The sequence below is a fragment of the Ochrobactrum sp. AN78 genome (assembly GCF_029909885.1).
GTDB lineage: Bacteria > Pseudomonadota > Alphaproteobacteria > Rhizobiales > Rhizobiaceae > Brucella > Brucella quorumnocens.
In genome coordinates this window covers 73,298-92,110 of record NZ_JASAMU010000001.1, presented here as the reverse complement: position 1 = coordinate 92,110, position 18,813 = coordinate 73,298, and the positions used below count along the sequence as shown (strand labels likewise).

Here is an 18,813-nt window from a genome sequence, read left to right as displayed (position 1 = left end):
GTACTTAAAGTACATGAGCACCGGAAGCGCAGAACCATGTCATTTGCAGGCCGCCAGAACCCGAATATCAAAGGCCTAGTGATCCAAAGCCTTCACAATACTCTCCACCATCTTCTTCGCGTCAGCAAAGAGCATCATGGTGTTGTCGCGGAAGAACAGCTCGTTTTCCACGCCCGCATAGCCTGAGCCCATGCCGCGCTTGATGAACAGAACCGTGCCAGCTTTGTCGACATCAAGGATCGGCATACCGAAGATCGGCGATTGCGGATCGGTCTTCGCTGCCGGATTGGTCACATCATTCGCACCAATCACGAAGGCAACATCAGCCGTCGCAAATTCCGAATTGATGTCTTCAAGTTCGAACACTTCATCGTAAGGCACATTGGCTTCAGCCAGCAGCACGTTCATATGGCCAGGCATACGACCGGCAACAGGGTGGATTGCGTATTTCACTTCCACGCCTTCGGCCTTCAGCTTATCGGCCATTTCACGCAGCGCGTGCTGTGCCTGTGCTACCGCCATACCGTAACCCGGCACGATGATAACCTTCGATGCATTCTTCATGATGAAAGCCGCATCGTCAGCCGAGCCCTGCTTGACCGGGCGTTGTTCGACCTCACCATTACCGCCGGCAGCAGACGTGTCGCCACCAAACCCGCCAAGAATAACCGAGATGAACGAACGGTTCATGCCCTTACACATGATGTAAGACAGGATCGCACCGGACGAACCAACCAGCGCACCAGTGATGATCAGCGCCAGATTGCCTAACGTAAAACCGATACCTGCCGCAGCCCAGCCCGAATAAGAGTTGAGCATGGAGACGACAACCGGCATATCCGCGCCGCCAATTGGCACGATGATCAACACACCGAAGACAAGCGATAGGACAACGATCAACCAGAATACGAAATGGCTTTCGGTGTTCACCAGAACGGCGATCAGCAAAACAATCGCAATTGCGAGTGCCGCATTGATCAGGTGGCGTCCGGGCAGCATGATCGGCTTGCCCGACATACGGCCGTCGAGCTTAAGAAAGGCTATGATCGAGCCAGTAAAGGTAATCGCGCCAATGGCAACGCCAAGCGACATCTCAATCAGAGCCTGAGCGTGGATCTGGCCCACTTCACCAATGTCAAAGGAATGCGGCGAGTAAATCGCAGCAGCCGCAACGAGAACCGCCGCAAGACCGATCAGTGAGTGAAAGGCCGCAACGAGCTGCGGCATCGCCGTCATGGCAATACGACGCGCAATCACCGCGCCAATACCGCCACCAATACCGATACCAAGAAGGATCAGGACCAGACCGCCGAAGCTTGGGCGGGCCAGCAACAATGTCGTAACAATAGCAATGGCCATACCAACCATGCCGAACGTGTTGCCCTGACGGCTGGTCGTGGGATGTGACAAACCACGCAGCGCCAGAATAAACAGCACGCCCGAGACGAGATAAAGAAAGGCTGCAACATTAATGCTCATGATGGTTCAGCCTCACTTTTCTTTTTTCTTGTACATGGCAAGCATGCGCTGGGTGACGAGGAAGCCACCAAAAATATTCACGCTCGCAAGAATCAACGCAATGAAGCCAAAGCCAGTGGCCCAGCCCGAAAGCGACAGGCCAACCGCAAGCAGTGCACCGACAACAATGACGGATGAAATAGCGTTGGTGACGGCCATAAGCGGGGTGTGGAGCGCAGGTGTCACCTGCCAGACGACGTAATATCCGACGAAGATCGACAGGATAAAGATCGCAAAGCGGAAAACAAACGGATCGACCACACCACCCGTTGCGGCATGTGCTGCAGCCGCCGCTGCATCCCCAAGACCAGCGGTGTTTTCGGCTGCCTGTCTTACGGCATCTGCCGCTTGATTGAGGCTCTCGAGAGCTTTTTCAAGTGCTGTATCGGCCATTATGCCTCTCCTCCATCAGCGGAAGTTTTTGCGGCTTTTGCGGGAGCTTTTTTGGTTGTCTTGCGAGCAGGTTTTACAGCAGCAGGTGCCGCTTCTGCTTTCACAGCCGCTGGCTTTGTCTTGGGTGCTGCTTTCGACTTTGCGACTGTTTCGGCCTCAACCACGGGGACCACGTCAACCTTGGCAAAAGCCGGATGCACGACCTTGCCCTGATGGGTAAGAAGCGTTGCCTTTACCAGCTCTTCTTCTGGATCGAGTTTGAGAAGCTTGGCTTCCTTGTCGACCAGCGTTTCAAGGAACGCATAAAGATTACGCGCATAAAGCTGCGAGGCAGTCGCTGCGATCCGGCCCGGTACATTGAGATGCCCGACAATCTTCACACCATTCACCTCGGCAACCTGACCAGCAATTGCACCCTCAACGTTGCCGCCGCGCTCAACTGCAAGATCAATCAGCACCGAACCCGGACGCATGGCCGCGACCATTTCCTTCGTCACGAGGCGCGGAGCCGGACGACCCGGAATAAGCGCTGTGGTAATGACTATATCCTGCTTGGCAATATGGTCGGCAACGAGTGCAGCCTGTTTTGCCTGATATTCCTTCGACATTTCCTTGGCGTAACCGCCTGATGTTTCAGCCGCCTTGAACTCGTCATCCTCGACAGCGATGAATTTCGCACCAAGGGAAGCCACCTGCTCTTTGGCAGCCGGACGCACGTCGGTTGCGGTTACGACAGCACCAAGACGACGTGCGGTCGCAATAGCCTGCAAGCCTGCAACACCCGCACCCATGACAAAAACGCGCGCTGCAGGAACAGTGCCCGCTGCCGTCATCATCATCGGCATGGCGCGATCATAGGTTGAGGACGCGTCAATGACCGCCTGATAACCCGCGAGATTGGCCTGTGATGACAAAACGTCCATCACCTGCGCACGCGTAATACGTGGCATGAATTCCATGGTGAATGCGGAAATTCCAGCCTTGCCCAATGCTGCGACGGCATCTTCGTGACCATAAGGATCAAGCATCGCAAAGAGAGCCGCGCCCGATTTATATCCTTTGAGTTCCGCGTCGTTTGGACGGCGTACTTTAAGGATCACATCTGCCGTTTTGGCATCTGTCGCAGTTCCTATACGCGCCCCGGCACCAGAAAATTCGGTATCGATGATACGCGATTTTTCGCCTGCGCCTTTTTCCACCACGACATCAAAGCCAAGAGCAATGAATTTCTTCACCGTCTCGGCGGATGCCGCAACGCGGGTCTCGTTGGGATCACTCTCTTTCGGAATGAATATAGTCTGGGCCAACTGGTTTCCCTTTCGTGGCTTGATCCGACCTTGCGGGCGGGCACAATTCAGAACCTCCGGGAAGAGGCTCCATCAAAGTTCATTCGAGGCGTTTCGACCTCATTGATTGAGATCGGCGGTCTCAACATTTTGTTCTCGCGCGCATCTTTTCCGAAAACCGTTTCACAATTTTCGAGATGCGCTCAAAGTAGACGACATGCATAAAGCCCCGGCACGGTGCGGGCGGCACCAATACCAAGGCATTCGATCAAATCGTACGGATTATTGCTGGTTTAAGTCCTTAGAGAAGGAACCAGGCAGCAACGCAGATAAGAAGGAAAAGAACGGTCGCGGAGAAGAAACCACCCGCGAAGAAGCCGAACGCCATGGCAGCCAGAAGCGCAACGAGTGCTACTGTGCCCCATTTAAATACGATGGTGAAACCCGCATAAGTTTTCTCATGCTCAGGATAATCCATCGACGCGCCAAGTTCAGCTGGGGCTGTATTGTGATGTTCTGCCATGTTTAGTTCCACCCATTGAGATATTTTGACTATTCTTAGCCAGAATATCCGCAATCTTCAACGCGCATGCAACCTTTACCGGAGTTAGCCTCTGGCTTTCCTACCCGGCTGTTTGTCGCAGCGCCCCTCCATTCCGCAAGTGGCCGCTTAGTGCGGCTCCTCCACCTAACTAGCGGCAATTTTCAAAAAGTGCTACATCTAAATATTTAGAGCAACTTTCAAAAAGATTTAAAAGATCAGTCGTAAGGATCGTGCGTTTGCACATTTTCCGCATCAATTGATGTTACACACCCAGACCCGTATATTTGGCGGTCGGCAAGATGGTCAGCGGTCCCACGCCATTTACAAGATTGCCAAACATGGCGCGACGTTCATGCGGCTGCGACTTGAAAAAAGGAAATCGAACAGCAACCGCGTCACGAATATTGCGGATAGGCGCGGCACCGAGGCCAACCCTGATACCATAACCTTCATGCTCACGCGCTTCAGCCATAACCGTTGTACCAAAAATGCGCTTGTAGAACGCCATATGCTCTGGCTTGACTGAAGCAAGACATTGATCAGCTTCGAAATATTCGGAAGCCATCGCGGCAATGCGAAGCGTGACATAAGGAATGGCCGGATATTCGCTCAGCAGCTCAGGATCTGCTGCAAATCGTGTGGGATCGACAAAGCTCATGCCGCTGTTCAGCAACGGATCAAGAATATCAGGAAAAAGTGCGTAGCTTGTGCCGCGGCGATGATCTGGCGTGATGTGGTGAACTCGCAACGTACTGACCAACTGCCCATCAATGTGGATACCATAGACAAAGGCATGGCTATCGCGATCAATGTCATCGACGATTGATGGCACTTCCGCTTCATGCATCACATTGCGTGTACGATAGGATCGATAGCGCAACCGACCGATCTCTTCGAGATCTTCCGCTTGAACAACACGACGATATTCTACCCGATCCAGAAACTGCAAGAGCTGCCGCGCGAAATTGGATAGCGGCGGTTGCACGCCGGAGACAGCTTCATTGGTCATTCAAATTGTATCCGCACCCATCAAATCAGCGCGCAGAATAAGATGCTTTATGAGCGTGTAAAGGTATAACTTGGAGTTTTTCTCACACGTCGGTGAAAGATAAACTTCTTACCCAGCAAAGTGACGCTATCGTGAGGCCTAACTTGTGACATGGGGACGGTGAATAGCTGCCTGTAGCGCACCCCGAAAAGTGTGAAACGGTTTTCGGACCAAGATGCGCGTTAAAATGTGTAGAGCGTCGACCTGATAATCAGATCGACGCTCTACACAGCCATTCACCTTGTCCTTGATCAAAGCTAGAACATGTCTCCCAAAAGTGGGAACCGGTTTTGGGAGACATGCGTAAAAACAAATAGTGAGACGCATTTCTAACGATTCATCTTAAGCAGGAAATGCTCTAGATCGCGTTGGCCAAAGATTGAAACATGTTGATTGTTTCTTCTTTCACTGCCTGACCATCGACATTGAAATTTGCATAAGCCGACGTTTTAACGATCACCACGCGTTTGGCGGGATTAACGTAGATGAATTGCCCGTAAATCCCCACGCCACAAAAGTCGCCTTGAGGCTCTGCGGGAATCCACCACTGATAGCCGTAGCCATAAGCCGTCTTTCCCGAGGGCATTTCCCGTCCAGGCATCAAGTATGGCTCATCAGGCGTTACGGAATCATGGATCCACTGGGCAGGCACAATCTGCTCACCGCGATAATTGCGCCCTTCATTCATGTAGAGCAGCCCAAAGCGGGCATAATCGCGAAGAACAGCATTCAAGCCACCCGCAGCGACAACCTCGCCTTTTGAATCAGCCAGCCAGTATGCGTCAGCTTCTGCTCCGAGCTTTGACCAAAGCCTATCGCCGAAATATTGCTGAATCGGCACGCCCGTCGCCCCTTCGAGAACCAGAGCCAGAACCTGCGTATCAGCAGAAACATATTGATTGACGGTTCCCTGTGGCACAGCATTTTTCAAATGAGCGGTGAAATCAACAACCGAGCCTGTCAGCATCTGCACGATGTAACGCACAATATCTGAATTCAGATCGCCGTAATTCTCGTTGAAGCCGATACCTGACGACATTTGCAGAACGTTTTTGACAGTAACGCCCTTATAGCCACCCTCTTTGAGCACCGGCGCATAATGATCGACCGTCTCGTCCAGCTTGATCTGCCCATCATGAACAGCATTGCCGATCAGAAAGGAAACAAAGGATTTTGAAAGAGACATCGCAATGGATTGGGTTTTCTCGGTGTTACCGCGCGCATATTCTTCATGGACGATCACGCCGTCTTTGAGAACGATAAATCCTGTCGTATCTGTCCGGTCGAGAAAATCAGAAAGTTTGCGCGTTTCGCCTTTGTAGACATAAGTCTCGGGCAATGCCCGCTCGGCTTTTGGCAGAGGACTAACATCAGTCGTATGTGGGATGCGGATTGACGAGTAGCGCTTGTAAAGATTGCGAAAATTCTCATCAATCACATCGGGCTTAAACACCTGAGCATACTCATACACCGCCCAATACTCATGTATTTTTTTCCAAAAGAATGCCGCTCCAATACCTAGAACAATTATTATGCATATAAATACATATAATAGATAACGTAAAAACCGCTTCATTCCTTCCCCTTTATTAAATTTTACTTATAAGTAATTAGCGAATTAAATGCGCCATTCAATGACAGATGAATATCTTCATCTTTATTGCTTTAAAGAAAATAGCTAAAATTTGCCAATATGAAATAGGGTACATTGCCGATAGACGGTTCGTTTTACAGGATCGAGCACTTGCTTATGCAATCACTACTGCATCGGCCCAAAAAACCGTTGAGGTTTTTGGAAAGCACGATGCTTAGTAAATAAAGTAATGCGACTTTTATGCGCCCAAAACGGCGCACAGCGCTCTATCCGACGAAACTGTGCCCACTTTCATGAGGCACGACTGCCTTGGCCGAAGAGGATCTAATTTCTACCGCAGGAACAGGTTTACCTAAGAGATAACCCTGCACCAGATCAGCACCCGCTGCCACACGTATTAGTGCCAGTTGCTCTTCCGTTTCAACGCCCTCAACCGTAACGGCAAGGCCAAGCTCATGCGAAAGCTGGGTCACACCTCGTAACAACATCAGCGAACGGCGGTCAGTGGTGATGTCATGCACAAAAGACCGATCAACCTTGACCTTGGTCAACGGCAAACTGTTGAGATAGCTAAGGCTTGAATAGCCGGTGCCGAAATCATCCAGTGCAATATTGATCCCTGCATTCTTAAGACGCTGGAGAACCAGCGAGGTCTGGTTACGGTCTGCGATGATCGCACTTTCCGTCACTTCGACCTCAAGCTGCCTGGCTGGAAGTCCTGATTTCTGCAGTGCATTGGCAATGTCACGGGTGATATCACTGTTCTTCAAATCGATAGCCGACAGATTGACAGAAACCCCAATCCGGTCACCCCATGTGCTGCAGTCTAAGCAAGCTTGCTCGAGCATAAATCGCGTAATCTGCGAAATGATACCTATTTCTTCTGCAAGTGGAATGAATTCCGCCGGAGGCACATGCCCAAGCTCCGAGTGCTCCCAACGTGCCAGTGCTTCATAGGCCACGACGCGTAGTGACTGCGCGCTGACAATCGGCTGATAAACAACCTTGATCTCGCGATTTTCAATAGCCAAACGCAGATCAGCCTTCAATTTCTGCCGCCCGCGATATTTGGTATCCATGGCACTCACAAAAAGCGCCCATTGCTTACCTTCTTCGCCCTTGGCTTCATACAGCGCCAAATCAGCATTCATATGCATGCTGCCGACGTCGCTTTTCTCAATCGTCTCGGTAGCGACACCAGCACTGATTTCAATATGAACCTGATCGCCGTTAAGATCATAAACGCCGCTTGCAACCGAAATGACGTGGTCCATGACGGAAGCCACTTCATCTTCGCCGCGAAGATTGAAAACAAAAATAACGAACTCGTCACCACCAAATCGCGAGGCAACATAACGTTGCGGGTCAAGCGAATTGAGCCGCTCTGCAAAAAGCCGCAGGAATACGTCGCCAACATGATGTCCAAGCGTATCGTTGACATGCTTGAAATGGTTGATGTCGATGACGATCAGCGCCGCAAGTGTATCGGGCTCCTGATGTGCACGAAGAGAACGCACCATCGTTTCGAAGTAAGTACGGTTCGGCAGCCCGGTCAAACCGTCAAAACGAGCCATATGCTGAATGCGCGCTTCGGATTCGACCCTCTGCGTCACATCTTCAAACATCAGCACCACACCCGCATTGGATGTCTGATTACCGATACATTCAATATAGCGATTATCCGCCAGTTGCAGAATGTCGCGCGCTTTGCGTCCCGACAATAAGTCCTGCATGCGGGTACGAATATTGATCAGATCATTATGCGGAAACAGGCCCTGCTTGGCGCAATAACGTAACAACACCTCCAACCTGCGACCACGCAATTTGGTGTGCTCGGCGATCTTTAGCAACGCCTTGGTCTTGTGATTGATAACGGCAATGCGCTGCTGCGCATCGAACATCAGCAGTCCTTGCGGCATATTGTTCAGCGCCGCATCGAAACGTCCGGCCACGATGGACAATCGCCGCTTGCCCATCACCGCTGCGAAAAGGAATTCGCGAAGGCCGTTGGCCATCTGGATATTGGACAGAAAATAAGGAATCAGCAGCAAGCCAATGACGACATGAAACGGCGTTCCCGCGAGGATCAAGCCAGCCAGAACCGGAATAAGCGTGCAAGCCGACATCAAGATCACGGCTTTTGCCGACGCATAATTGCGCCCAACAATTGATACAACCGATGCTAGCAAAATGGTGAGGCTTGCGAGTTCAGCGAAGGAATCACGTAACACGTAGCTCGAGAAAAAGCAGAGCATTCCAAGCGTTGCGCAAACCAAGGAGGCACCGACCAGATAGCGGGCTTCCCATTTATCCAAATCCGCATGGGACAGGCTGCCAAGCTTCGCCTGATCAAATTTATGCATGTCATAGAGGCGACCGAGCGCCACAACCGTAAAAAAGCTGGCAAATCCCAGAAAGTGCCAGTCAGCCGTTTTTACATAGATGACGACACACGCCACAACGTGGGCGAGCAAACCAAACCATAAAGTTGTGCGATTGCCGTAAAGCGCACGCAGAAACGATAGCCGCACATCGGCAGGTATCTCAGGTTGAAGGCTTCGCCACATCTCGTTGATTGTACCCCTTTCATAGGGGGTAATATGCCACCAATCACTTAAAAATACCTTTCGTAAAACTAAACCACAAGCTGTTATTACAACTACCATAAGATGTAATCAGATTATTATTAAGCAAACAACGATCGGTACAACCTGGACGCAATAATACAACTCTAAGATCTCATGGCGCAGCTTTCAGTTTATTTGCAACACGCCGAAACCCATGCGCTGCGCAGGATCTATCGACTATTATGAAGTTAAAAGCCACCGTAACGACACGCAAAGACTGAATACAATGCCAAACCGGGCACTTCTTTTAGTGAAAAACTCAGTTCATAGGTCAAATTGCGGAGAAACCACCGGAAGATCGTCGCGAGACGTCAAATATGATGGCCACCATCAACAGTAATCACAGACCCGGTCATGTAACGGCTCGCATCTGACGCCAGCATTAGGACAACGCCATCTAGATCCTGCATTTCTCCGAGACGCCGCATTGGATTGCGTCCCTTGAAATATCCGCCGGCAGGACCGGACAGCTGGCTTTCATTGATTCGCGTCGGAAACCAGCCCGGGGCGATGGCATTGACCCGGATATCGTGCGATGCCCACTCAAGCGCCAGCGCACGCGTCATTTGTGTTACACAGGCCTTGGACATCGCATAGGCAGCAGTTCCCTTCTGAGGGCGCTCAGCAAGAATACTTGTCGTATTTACGATGGCGCCACTTTGGCTGCGCTCGATCATCCGGCGTGCCACTTCCTGCGCGGTAAAAAAAGAGCCCCCAACATTCACGTCGAAGATATGCTCAAGCATGTCGCGGGTTGTATCAAGCGCACGTGCCACGTGGGCGACACCTGCATTGTTAAACAACACGTTGATTGGTCCCAGACGCTGTTCCGCATCATCGAATGCGGTTTTGATTTCATCGGGATTGGTCACATCTGCCATCAGTTCCAGCACTTCTCCACCTGAGGGGCAGAGTATTGCGCCTTCATGACTGCGTGATATCGAGATAACACGCGCACCATGGCGCGCTAACACGCGCACCATATGCAAACCCAAACCGGAAGAGCCTCCGGTCACGGCAATCACTTTGCCTGCGACAGAGAAAGTCTGATCGTCAGCCATTTATCCCCCCGACTGCCAATTTCCTTTATATATTTAGAGCAACATCACGTTTATGTGAACCCAATAACCACCTGAAAACTCGCTCGGTTAATAGAGTACACAGAACGTAGCGATATGTTGCGAAGCTGTGATCAGCTTCACGATTGCACGGGTCGGTACAGCGCTTTACATATGCACAAACAACATCCCTTTGCTGGATTGCAATCAACCATGCCCAAATCTATTCGCCCTCTTATTGCTGTGCCCACAGACGTAAAGCCGTTTGAAAATTACACTTGGCACGCAGCACCCGAGCAATATCTCGCAGCTGCAATTGATGTCGCAGAGGTCACGCCTCTTCTTGTTCCAAGCTTCGGCGAGAAAATGGATACCGACACGATTTTAGATGGCGTGGATGGTCTGCTCGTCACTGGTTCAAAATCGAACGTCAATCCAAAACTATACGGCGTGGAACCGAGCGCGGCCTTTGAGCCATATGATAATGCGCGCGACGCAACATCGCTGCCACTGATCCGCGCAGCCATTGAAAAGGGCGTCCCGGTCTTAGCGATTTGCCGAGGCCTGCAGGAATTAAATGTCGCCTTGGGCGGCACGCTGGCCACCGAAATTCAGGAACTCGAAGGACGGATGGATCACCGTGCGCCAGTATCTGACAGTCAGGCCGAACGCTTCGCAATTCAGCATCCGGTGAAAATCGCACCAAATTCCTGTCTGGCTGAAATTTTGAAATCCGATAGTGTGAAGGTCAATTCCGTTCACCGTCAGGCAATCGACAGACTGGCTCCGGAACTTGAAATTGAAGCAATGGCAGAGGATGGTACGGTCGAAGCTGTTTCCGTGAAAAACGCCAAAGGTTTCATCGTAGGCGTACAGTGGCACCCGGAATATTGGGTAAAGACTGACGGCCCGTCACAGAAAATCTTCAAAGCCTTTGGCGAAGCGGTGCGCCAACACAAGGCCCAGCGCACAGCCTGAAATCAGAGCGCCAGTTTCAATGAATGAGACTGGCGCTTTATCTTACTTGTTCTTGACGTGAATGGTTTCAGGCACGGGCGTTAGTGCTTCCCCCTTGTCGAACCATGAAATCAGGTTGTCGATCACAAGATCGGCCATGCCCTGACGGGTTTTCTCGGATGCAGAACCAATATGCGGCAGCAATACCGTATTAGGCGCATCAAGCAGCGCCTGTGGCACATTGGGCTCATCGGCGAAGACATCAAGTCCAGCGGCAGCAATCGTGCCATTCGTCAAAGCCGCTGCAAGCGCACCTTCATCAACGACCGAACCACGACCGATATTGACCAGAACACCTTCTGAACCGAGCGCCTTCAGCACTTCTGTGTTGACTGCCTTGGCAGTCTCAGCGCCACCCGGCGCGACCAGAATGAGTGTATCAACCGCTTGGGCGAGCTCAAGCAGGCTTGGATAATAATCGTAAGCCACATCATCAGCCTTGCGACGATTGTGATAGGCAATCGGCAGACCGAAGGCTTCAACGCGATGTGCGACAGCCTTGCCAATACGTCCAAGCCCAAAAATACCGACCTTACGGCCCCGCAGCGATAGTTTGGAAAGCGGGTAACGGCCTTCCTTCACCCAGTTTCCCGCGCGGAGAAACTCCTGCGACTTTGACAACTCGCGAACAGTGTCGATTAGCAGACCGATCGTCGTATCGGCAACTTCTTCGGTCAGCACATCCGGCGTATTCGTGACCATGACATTCTTGGTCGCGGCATGCTTTGCATCGACTGCGTCATAACCGACGCCGAAATTGCCAATGATCTCGAGGTTTGGCAATGCGTCGATCAATGAGGCATTGACCGTCGACATGCTTGCTACACCTTTGACCTCTTCCGCCCAGCTTGCATCGACCAGTGTTGCATCCCCCTTAGGAATGCGTTTGACCTTGAACTCCCCCGAGAGCCTCTGCACGGCATAATCGTTGAAATTACCGAGCACCAGAATGGTCGCTTCACGTTGGGTCATGGCAGCTTCCTTAAGTTCAAGCAGAATTCATCGGACCAGAGGACCTAGCCCGGTTATGAGGAAATCAGGCGTATTTCGGTTTTGAAGTGGACTGCCGGATATGCAATTCCGGTTTGATGAGTTCCTGGTTCGACGAAACTTCAACCCCGTTCAGCTGATCAAGAAGCGCACGCGCAGCACGGCGGCCGACTTCACGCTGGCCATTCCAGACCGTTGTGAGTGCAGGCGTTGCAATCGCCGCTTCTTCGAGATCATCATAACCAGTGACAGAAATATCTTCACCCGGCACGAGGCCTGCACGTGAAATACCGTTCATCAGACCGATAGCGGTCAAATCGTTCCAGCACACAGCCGCTGTCGGCTTATCTTTCAATGCGAGAAATTGCGGCGCAACTTCAAAGCCGCCCTGCTTAGTACGTGGACCCGAAATGCGCCATTCCGGGTTCACTTCAAATCCGGCCTTATCCATAGCCTGCACATAACCACGATAACGATCGCGGCCAGTCGAGGTCTGGTCCGTACCGCCGATCATGGCAATGCGTGTGTGGCCCAGCGAGATAAGATGGTTGGTCGCAAGCCCGATACCATAGGCATCGTCGCCGCGGAAAACCGGCGCATGAACACCTTCGACGCTACGTGCGATCAACACGACCGGCAGACCATTATCTTCCGCGAGCTGAATATCTTCCGGCGGAGTGCCAATGGCTGGTGACATGATCACACCATCCGCACCAAGCTGCAGCAGCGTATCCATAAAGGTGCGCTGCTTTTCCAGCTGGTCGTAATGGTTGGAAAGAATAAAGGTCTGACGCGAACGATCAAGTTCCGTTTCAATCGACCGCAAAATTTCGGCGAAGAACGGATTCATGATGTCATGCACAACAACGCCTACGATCCCGGAACGGGATGTCCGCAGGCTCGCCGCCCTCCGGTTATAGATATAACCGATGGTTCGGGCATGTTCCTTGATTTTTTCACGCGTCTGGTCGGCGACAAGCGGACTGTCGCGCAATGCCAGCGAAACGGTGGCCGTCGAAACACCAAGCGCGTCTGCGATGGTCGAAAGCTTGATTTTCTGAGCCAAGTCGCCTCCCCGAAATGGTCTTGCCACAGTCGAAACAGGATGGCATCGGCCAGACAATCAGAGGATCGGCCATCCCATCTTGCAGATGGTTATGCCATTGCAATCATTGAATTGAAAGTTTTTTCAGCGCGGCTTAGCGACCATGCACTTATTCCACATCATCGTCATCAACAACTTCCTTGTCCAACTCGTCGGTAAGGCGTGCTGCACCGCGCGCGACCAGGTTGCTTTCCATGCGCCCAAGCATCTTCAGAAAAGCCTTGCGTTCCTTCTTGTCGAGGCCTTTCAGCATGTCTTTTTCAGTCTTGCGAATGGCCTTCTCAATGACCTTGATTGCTTCGAGCCCCTGCGGTGTCAGATAGACATGTGACTGACGCTGGTCCGTTTCCGAAGCGCGCTTGACGACAAAACCCTGACTTTGCAGGCGCGTGATGGTTTTGGTGATAGTCGGAGGGCGCACCCCCAACCGTTGAGCCAGCACACCCGGAGGCAGGCCATCTTCTGAGGCGAGCTGCAGCATAACCGCATCCTGACCAGCATAGAGCCCAAGCTCCAGAAGACGTGTTGCCAACACTGTACGTGTCAGACGCGCTACAGATTGCAGCCGGTACAGCATGACCGCCTTATTGTCCTTACTCATCGCCACCTCGCCCTTGTTGCGACTTTAGTTTGTCGCTGGATCGACATTGTCACACATATTTATAAAGTAAAATATTGTCCGACTTATGAAATAACAAACATCTATCCAGTAAATATGACTGTAATTATCAATTTGGTGAAAATCGTATGACGCTACAGCATAATTCCTTAAACTTGAATCAGTTTAAGGAATTATGCTGTAAATATAAAGTGTTAGAGTGACCTTTGTGCGCCCAAGAGGGCGAACAGCGCTCTAGCAATGCCTACACACTCTTTTGCTATGTGCGATTTTGACTATTCCACCTCGATGAAACTCTTCTTGGTCTAACAAAGTAAGGACTTAGAGCATGCCTCCCAAAAGTGGGAACCGATTTTGGAATGAAGACATACGTAAAAACAAATAGATAGAGCATTTCTAACGATTCGTCTTAAACAAGAAATGCTCTAGGTTGCGGTCGTAGTCCACTGGCGTTAGGCTTTGCATTTAGAGCGCATCCCGAAAAGTGGGGACCGGCTTTCGGTCAAATGCGCATCAAGACAATATTTTAGAGCACGAATCTGATTCAATCAGATCGAACCGTGCACTAATTGAAATAGGATGAGGGAAACATGACAAACCTGCGCGACCAGAACAGTGACATGATCGTCGTCCTGCCACTTGGCGCTCACGAACAACATGGCCCCCACCTGCCATTTGAAACAGATACAATCATCGCAGAAGGCATCGTCGCGCGTGTAAACGAAGCCCTGCCCGCTAATATGAATGTCAACTTTCTGCCTGCCCAACCCATTGGCTATTCCATTGAGCACATGGATACAGAAGGCACCCAGAGCCTCGCATTTTCAGAAGCCGTCAATCAATGGATCGGCATGGGTGAAAACCTTCATGCCGGCGGCATCCGCAAACTGGTGATGCTCAATGCCCACGGCGGCAACGCGCCGCTGATGACCATTGTCGCAACCGAACTGCGCACACGCCTCGACATGCTGGCCGTGGCCACAAGCTGGACCCGTTTCGGTCTGCCGGAGGGGTTAATTACACCGGAAGAAAAATCGCTCGATATTCATGGCGGCTTTGTCGAAACATCGGTGATGCTGGCCCTGCGGCCTGATCTCGTCGACATGTCAAAAGCCGGAAGCTTTTCCAATGCGCAATCGGAATTCTCGAAACAATTCAAACATTTACGTGCCTATGGTCCGCATGCTTTCGGCTGGAAAATGCATGATTTGAATGCGGAAGGCGTTGCGGGGAATGCAAGTGCTGCCACAGCAGAAGCTGGCGAAAAAATCCTCACGCACGCCGTGGCAGGCTTTATCGAGCTTCTCCGCGATGTAGATCAGTTTGATCTGGCACGCTTTGCACCCAAGCAATTGGCGAGAACGTGATTGGTCCCCATGTAATAATATAGCATTGCATATAGCATTCACGAGTGCCTTCCCTTATATGAATAACCCGATCTGAAGCCTTGATGGCGCATGTTTGTGCGCGCACCAAAAGGCAGCAACTTCAAGAGGCATGAACAATGAGCCAAGCTGAAGCCCATACTGAGGACAAGTCTATTACAGACGCTGGCACAGAAGCTGGCCGCATTCCCGTTACCGTTCTGACCGGATATCTGGGCTCGGGTAAAACGACGCTTCTCAACCGCATCCTCACCGAAAATCACGGCAAGCGTTATGCTGTCATCGTCAACGAATTTGGCGAAATCGGCATCGATAACGATCTGATTGTCGAATCGGACGAAGAAATCTACGAAATGAACAATGGCTGCATCTGCTGCACCGTGCGCGGAGACTTGATCCGCGTGGTGCAGGGCCTGATGCGCCGTCCCGGTCGCTTCGACGCCATCATCGTCGAAACCACGGGCCTTGCCGATCCGGTTCCCGTCGCGCAGACGTTCTTCATGGATGATGATGTGCGCGCCAAGACCGGCCTTGATGCGGTCGTCGCACTCGTTGATGCAAAGCACCTTCCGCTGCGCCTCAAAGACAGCCGCGAAGCTGAAGACCAGATCGCATTTGCCGATGTGGTTCTGATCAACAAAACCGACCTCGTGACACCTGAAGAACTGGCCGTGATCGAAGCGACTGTGCGCGCCATCAATCCGCATGCCATCATTCACCGCACCGAACGCGCTTCGATCCCGCTTGAGCGCGTCCTCGATCGCGGTGCTTTCGACTTGAAGCGCGCGCTTGAGACCGATCCTCACTTCCTTGATCACGATCACCCGGACCATGTTTGCGGCCCTGATTGCGACCACGATCACGGACATGATCATCACCATCATCATGGACACGACCACAACCATGATCATGACCATACCTGCGGCCCCGACTGCAATCATGATCACGGGCATGATCACGGGCATGACCATGGGCACGATCACAAACACGACCACGGACATGACCATCATCATCATGCGTCGCCGATCCATGACGTGACGGTGACATCCGTCTCGCTTCGTGCTGGTGAAATCGATCCGGCAAAGTTCTTTCCATGGATACAGAATATCACCCAGACACAGGGTCCGAACATTCTGCGTCTCAAGGGTATCATCGCGTTCAAGGACGATCCGGACCGCTACGTGGTTCAGGGTGTTCACATGATCATCGAAGGCGATCATCAACGCGCATGGAAGCCGGAAGAAAAGCATGAAAGCCGCCTTGTCTTCATCGGACGCGAGCTTAATGCGGCCGAACTCAAAGTCGGTTTTGAAAACTGCCAATCCCAGTAAAATTGGCAAAGTAAAATTGGACGCTGATGCCTACAGTTGCCCCGCTCGACCTTGATGGTCATTGCCTCTATGCCCGCTTTATAAGCGGCGTTCCCTTCTTTGCTCTGGCCGATGGAACCATCCATCGGCTGGACAATGGCCACCAAACCAGTACGGCTCATGACGGCCTTCTAAGCGCAACATTGACTGTAGACGGCAAGGCGTTGGTAACCGGCGGCGAAGATGGTCGCGTTTGCCACACTGCTTCGGACGGAACCGTCACCGAATTGGCCAAAGTTCCTCGCAAGTGGATGACTGCGGTCGCAAGCGGCCCTGGCGGAACCGTTGGGTTTGCCTCCGGGCGCACCGCGTGGGTTCGTACGTCCAACGGTAAAGTGCAGGAATTTCCACAGGAACGCAGTGTCGAAGGCGTAGCCTTTGCGCCCAAGGGGCAGCGTCTCGCAATCGCGCGCTACAACGGCGCAACCCTGATATGGACCGGCACCGAAGCAAAGCCTGTGGAGCTGGAGTGGAAAGGCGCGCACATTGGCGTCATTTTCTCGCCTGACGGTCGCTTTCTAATTACCTCGATGCAAGAAAATGCGCTGCACGGCTGGCGTCTGGAAGACACCAAGCACATGCGCATGACGGGCTATCCCGCAAAGGTCAAGGATTGGTCCTGGAGCGTTAAGGCCAAGTGGCTGGCGACCTCCGGTGCACCGGCCGCAATCGTCTGGCCATTTGCTGGCAAAGATGGCCCGATGGGCAAAGCGCCGCTCGAATTGGGGTTGCGTGCCGACAGCATGGTAACATCCGTTGCCTGCCATCCAGTCGAAGATATCACCGCTATTGGTTATAATGACGGCATGGTTCTTCTTGTGCGCTTCTCGGACCAGAAGGAAGTTCTTCTGCGTCGTCCGGGCAAGGGTGCAATTTCCAGCATGGGCTGGGACGACCAAGGCAGTCGTTTGGCCTTTGGCTCAGAAACAGGTGACTGCGGCGTCATCGACATGACATCAGTCTGATAAGTTAAAACGTTTGAGCCAAAAGTGGGAAGCGGTTTTGCGTAGGGGTAATGCGCAAAAAAGTTACAGTGGCTGCAAGGATTCAATCTTAACTGGAACCGCTGTAATCAAAAAAAGCCCCGGGCAATCCGGGGCGTTTTTGTATTTGTGATTATTTCGCTTTCATCGTGACGGTTGGTCCGCCATCTGGTCCAAGCGATGCAACCCACTGGCTAATTGCAGCCGCGTCTTTTTCACCCAGCATATGATCAGCCTCAATTGTACGGGCATCTACCTTTGCACCGCCTGAGCGCAGCAAGGCTGACAAGGCTGGGGCGAAAGGCGAATAAAGCTTGTCTTCCTGACCTGTAATCGTCAACACGCGGGCTTTGCCAAGATTGGCAACCGACACATTGTCCAGCACCGGCATGGAGCGCATCAGCACCGCGCGCTTCACCAGATCGGGGTGCAACATCATGGTTGCGGCCAGCAAATTGGCACCGTTGGAATAACCAACAAAAGTTGCGTGTGAGAGGTCGAGTTCTTTTTCTTCAGCCAAGCGCGTCAAAGACGTCACGAATGCATTGGCTTCAAGCTTCACATCCTTCTGGTCGAACTTGACAGGTGTAATGCGCTTGTACCAGCGCGTACCGCCATCCTGCATCACACGGCCACGAATACCCAGCAGCGTTGCACGCGGCCAAATTTTAGACGCCAGTGGCACGAGGCTCGCTTCATTGCCGCCCGAACCATGCAGGAGAACAATCAGCTCGTTGGAAGCGTTTTCAGGCTTATAGAAGCGATAAATGAACCGCTTGCTGCGCGAAAAATTCTGTTCAGGGGTTGTTTCTACGTCCATCTTTTTTTCGCGCATTGTTACGCCCTCACCCAGCTGGGGAGTGCCTGTTTCATCTTTCATTGAGGCAGAAATGCCGTTCAATGCCATGCCCTGAGCCTTACTCACGACTTTCACAGGCGTAGGCTGGCCTTCCGCAAATGCGGTGCTTGTTGTTGCTGCGAGCGCCATCATAATGGCGGCTATAAACGTCTTCTTTACCATAAGCTCAACTTGCCACTGATATGTTAACGAAGGTTTTAAGGCAGCTCCACCCGGGTTCTCTATGACCCCTGCCGGCTCGATGAATGTAGTGCTCTTAACAGCAGAGTTTTAGCGAGAATGTGGCGGAATACACGAAAAGTTACGCAATGTTACAATTCTGTTACAGCACCTCAAATCCATCAACAAAGCGTGAGCCACAATGGAGCGGCAAATTATTCATGATTTTGACGCCTTTAGGCGGAGAAATAGGCTATG

The 18,813-nt window shown here is 51.9% G+C and carries 16 protein-coding genes; 4 read left to right on the top strand and 12 right to left on the bottom strand.

Features of this window, described 5'->3' with window-relative positions:
• Positions 1-75: 75 nt before the first annotated feature.
• The 8 genes from QBD00_RS00500 to QBD00_RS00465 all read right to left on the bottom strand — a co-directional run bounded on the left by QBD00_RS00500 (position 76) and on the right by QBD00_RS00465 (position 10,071).
• On the bottom strand, positions 76-1,479 hold the full coding sequence (locus QBD00_RS00500) for an NAD(P)(+) transhydrogenase (Re/Si-specific) subunit beta (RefSeq protein WP_095447220.1): 1,404 nt from the start codon (positions 1,477-1,479) through the stop codon (positions 76-78).
• A gap of 12 nt (positions 1,480-1,491) precedes the next feature.
• Positions 1,492-1,911 carry an NAD(P) transhydrogenase subunit alpha gene (locus QBD00_RS00495; RefSeq protein WP_095447221.1) on the bottom strand — a complete coding sequence of 140 codons (420 nt, stop codon included), beginning with the start codon at positions 1,909-1,911 and terminating at the stop codon, positions 1,492-1,494.
• A complete protein-coding gene (locus QBD00_RS00490) occupies positions 1,911-3,218 on the bottom strand; it encodes a Re/Si-specific NAD(P)(+) transhydrogenase subunit alpha (protein WP_318578416.1) in 1,308 nt (435 codons plus the stop codon). The genes QBD00_RS00495 and QBD00_RS00490 overlap by 1 nt, the downstream gene beginning before the upstream one ends.
• Positions 3,219-3,498: 280 nt before the next feature.
• Positions 3,499-3,720, bottom strand: a complete 222-nt coding sequence (locus QBD00_RS00485; RefSeq protein ID WP_024899281.1) for an aa3-type cytochrome c oxidase subunit IV — start codon at positions 3,718-3,720, stop codon at positions 3,499-3,501.
• A 283-nt stretch (positions 3,721-4,003) separates the two neighbouring features.
• A complete protein-coding gene (locus tag QBD00_RS00480) occupies positions 4,004-4,750 on the bottom strand; it encodes an N-acyl amino acid synthase FeeM domain-containing protein (RefSeq protein ID WP_318578415.1) in 747 nt (248 codons plus the stop codon).
• Positions 4,751-5,147: 397 nt separating this feature from the next.
• Positions 5,148-6,365 carry a serine hydrolase gene (locus QBD00_RS00475; protein WP_318578414.1) on the bottom strand — a complete coding sequence of 406 codons (1,218 nt, stop codon included), beginning with the start codon at positions 6,363-6,365 and terminating at the stop codon, positions 5,148-5,150.
• A 284-nt stretch (positions 6,366-6,649) separates the two neighbouring features.
• Positions 6,650-8,950, bottom strand: coding sequence for a putative bifunctional diguanylate cyclase/phosphodiesterase (locus QBD00_RS00470; protein ID WP_318578413.1), 2,301 nt, complete (start codon positions 8,948-8,950; stop codon positions 6,650-6,652).
• Between the two features lie 371 nt (positions 8,951-9,321).
• Entirely contained in the window at positions 9,322-10,071 is a 750-nt protein-coding gene (locus QBD00_RS00465) for an SDR family NAD(P)-dependent oxidoreductase (protein WP_095447228.1), read from the bottom strand.
• Between the two features lie 210 nt (positions 10,072-10,281).
• Between QBD00_RS00465 and QBD00_RS00460 the strand changes: the two genes are divergently transcribed.
• Complete coding sequence (locus QBD00_RS00460; protein WP_095447229.1) at positions 10,282-11,046, top strand: gamma-glutamyl-gamma-aminobutyrate hydrolase family protein; 765 nt, start codon at positions 10,282-10,284, stop codon at positions 11,044-11,046.
• 42 nt (positions 11,047-11,088) lie between these two features.
• Here QBD00_RS00460 and QBD00_RS00455 read toward each other — a convergent pair whose 3' ends face one another.
• The 3 genes from QBD00_RS00455 to QBD00_RS00445 all read right to left on the bottom strand — a co-directional run bounded on the left by QBD00_RS00455 (position 11,089) and on the right by QBD00_RS00445 (position 13,781).
• Positions 11,089-12,057 carry a 2-hydroxyacid dehydrogenase gene (locus QBD00_RS00455; RefSeq protein WP_318578412.1) on the bottom strand — a complete coding sequence of 323 codons (969 nt, stop codon included), beginning with the start codon at positions 12,055-12,057 and terminating at the stop codon, positions 11,089-11,091.
• A 64-nt stretch (positions 12,058-12,121) separates the two neighbouring features.
• A complete protein-coding gene (locus QBD00_RS00450; RefSeq protein WP_318578411.1) occupies positions 12,122-13,141 on the bottom strand; it encodes a LacI family DNA-binding transcriptional regulator in 1,020 nt (339 codons plus the stop codon).
• A gap of 148 nt (positions 13,142-13,289) precedes the next feature.
• Positions 13,290-13,781, bottom strand: coding sequence for a MarR family winged helix-turn-helix transcriptional regulator (locus QBD00_RS00445; RefSeq protein WP_095447232.1), 492 nt, complete (start codon positions 13,779-13,781; stop codon positions 13,290-13,292).
• Between the two features lie 608 nt (positions 13,782-14,389).
• Here QBD00_RS00445 and QBD00_RS00440 point away from each other — a divergent pair.
• The 3 genes from QBD00_RS00440 to QBD00_RS00430 all read left to right on the top strand — a co-directional run bounded on the left by QBD00_RS00440 (position 14,390) and on the right by QBD00_RS00430 (position 17,519).
• Positions 14,390-15,166 (top strand): creatininase family protein, encoded by a 777-nt coding sequence (locus tag QBD00_RS00440; protein WP_318578410.1) that lies wholly within the window; start codon positions 14,390-14,392, stop codon positions 15,164-15,166.
• Positions 15,167-15,303: 137 nt separating this feature from the next.
• Complete coding sequence (locus QBD00_RS00435; protein WP_318578409.1) at positions 15,304-16,515, top strand: GTP-binding protein; 1,212 nt, start codon at positions 15,304-15,306, stop codon at positions 16,513-16,515.
• A 26-nt stretch (positions 16,516-16,541) separates the two neighbouring features.
• The gene (locus QBD00_RS00430; RefSeq protein WP_095447235.1) at positions 16,542-17,519 is read left to right on the top strand and encodes a WD40 repeat domain-containing protein; all 978 of its coding nucleotides are present in this window, start codon (positions 16,542-16,544) and stop codon (positions 17,517-17,519) included.
• Between the two features lie 151 nt (positions 17,520-17,670).
• Here QBD00_RS00430 and QBD00_RS00425 read toward each other — a convergent pair whose 3' ends face one another.
• On the bottom strand, positions 17,671-18,525 hold the full coding sequence (locus tag QBD00_RS00425; protein WP_404901458.1) for an alpha/beta hydrolase: 855 nt from the start codon (positions 18,523-18,525) through the stop codon (positions 17,671-17,673).
• Positions 18,526-18,813: the final 288 nt, after the last annotated feature.

Coding starts and splice junctions, on each gene's coding strand:
- QBD00_RS00500 (WP_095447220.1), bottom strand. CDS start 1,479: ATGAGCATTAATGTTGCAGCCTTTCTTTATCTCGTCTCGGGCGTGCTG.
- QBD00_RS00495 (WP_095447221.1), bottom strand. CDS start 1,911: ATGGCCGATACAGCACTTGAAAAAGCTCTCGAGAGCCTCAATCAAGCG.
- QBD00_RS00485 (WP_024899281.1), bottom strand. CDS start 3,720: ATGGCAGAACATCACAATACAGCCCCAGCTGAACTTGGCGCGTCGATG.
- QBD00_RS00480 (WP_318578415.1), bottom strand. CDS start 4,750: ATGACCAATGAAGCTGTCTCCGGCGTGCAACCGCCGCTATCCAATTTC.
- QBD00_RS00475 (WP_318578414.1), bottom strand. CDS start 6,365: ATGAAGCGGTTTTTACGTTATCTATTATATGTATTTATATGCATAATA.
- QBD00_RS00470 (WP_318578413.1), bottom strand. CDS start 8,950: ATGTGGCGAAGCCTTCAACCTGAGATACCTGCCGATGTGCGGCTATCG.
- QBD00_RS00465 (WP_095447228.1), bottom strand. CDS start 10,071: ATGGCTGACGATCAGACTTTCTCTGTCGCAGGCAAAGTGATTGCCGTG.
- QBD00_RS00460 (WP_095447229.1), top strand. CDS start 10,282: ATGCCCAAATCTATTCGCCCTCTTATTGCTGTGCCCACAGACGTAAAG.
- QBD00_RS00455 (WP_318578412.1), bottom strand. CDS start 12,057: ATGACCCAACGTGAAGCGACCATTCTGGTGCTCGGTAATTTCAACGAT.
- QBD00_RS00445 (WP_095447232.1), bottom strand. CDS start 13,781: ATGAGTAAGGACAATAAGGCGGTCATGCTGTACCGGCTGCAATCTGTA.
- QBD00_RS00440 (WP_318578410.1), top strand. CDS start 14,390: ATGACAAACCTGCGCGACCAGAACAGTGACATGATCGTCGTCCTGCCA.
- QBD00_RS00435 (WP_318578409.1), top strand. CDS start 15,304: ATGAGCCAAGCTGAAGCCCATACTGAGGACAAGTCTATTACAGACGCT.
- QBD00_RS00430 (WP_095447235.1), top strand. CDS start 16,542: ATGCCTACAGTTGCCCCGCTCGACCTTGATGGTCATTGCCTCTATGCC.
- QBD00_RS00425 (WP_404901458.1), bottom strand. CDS start 18,525: ATGGCGCTCGCAGCAACAACAAGCACCGCATTTGCGGAAGGCCAGCCT.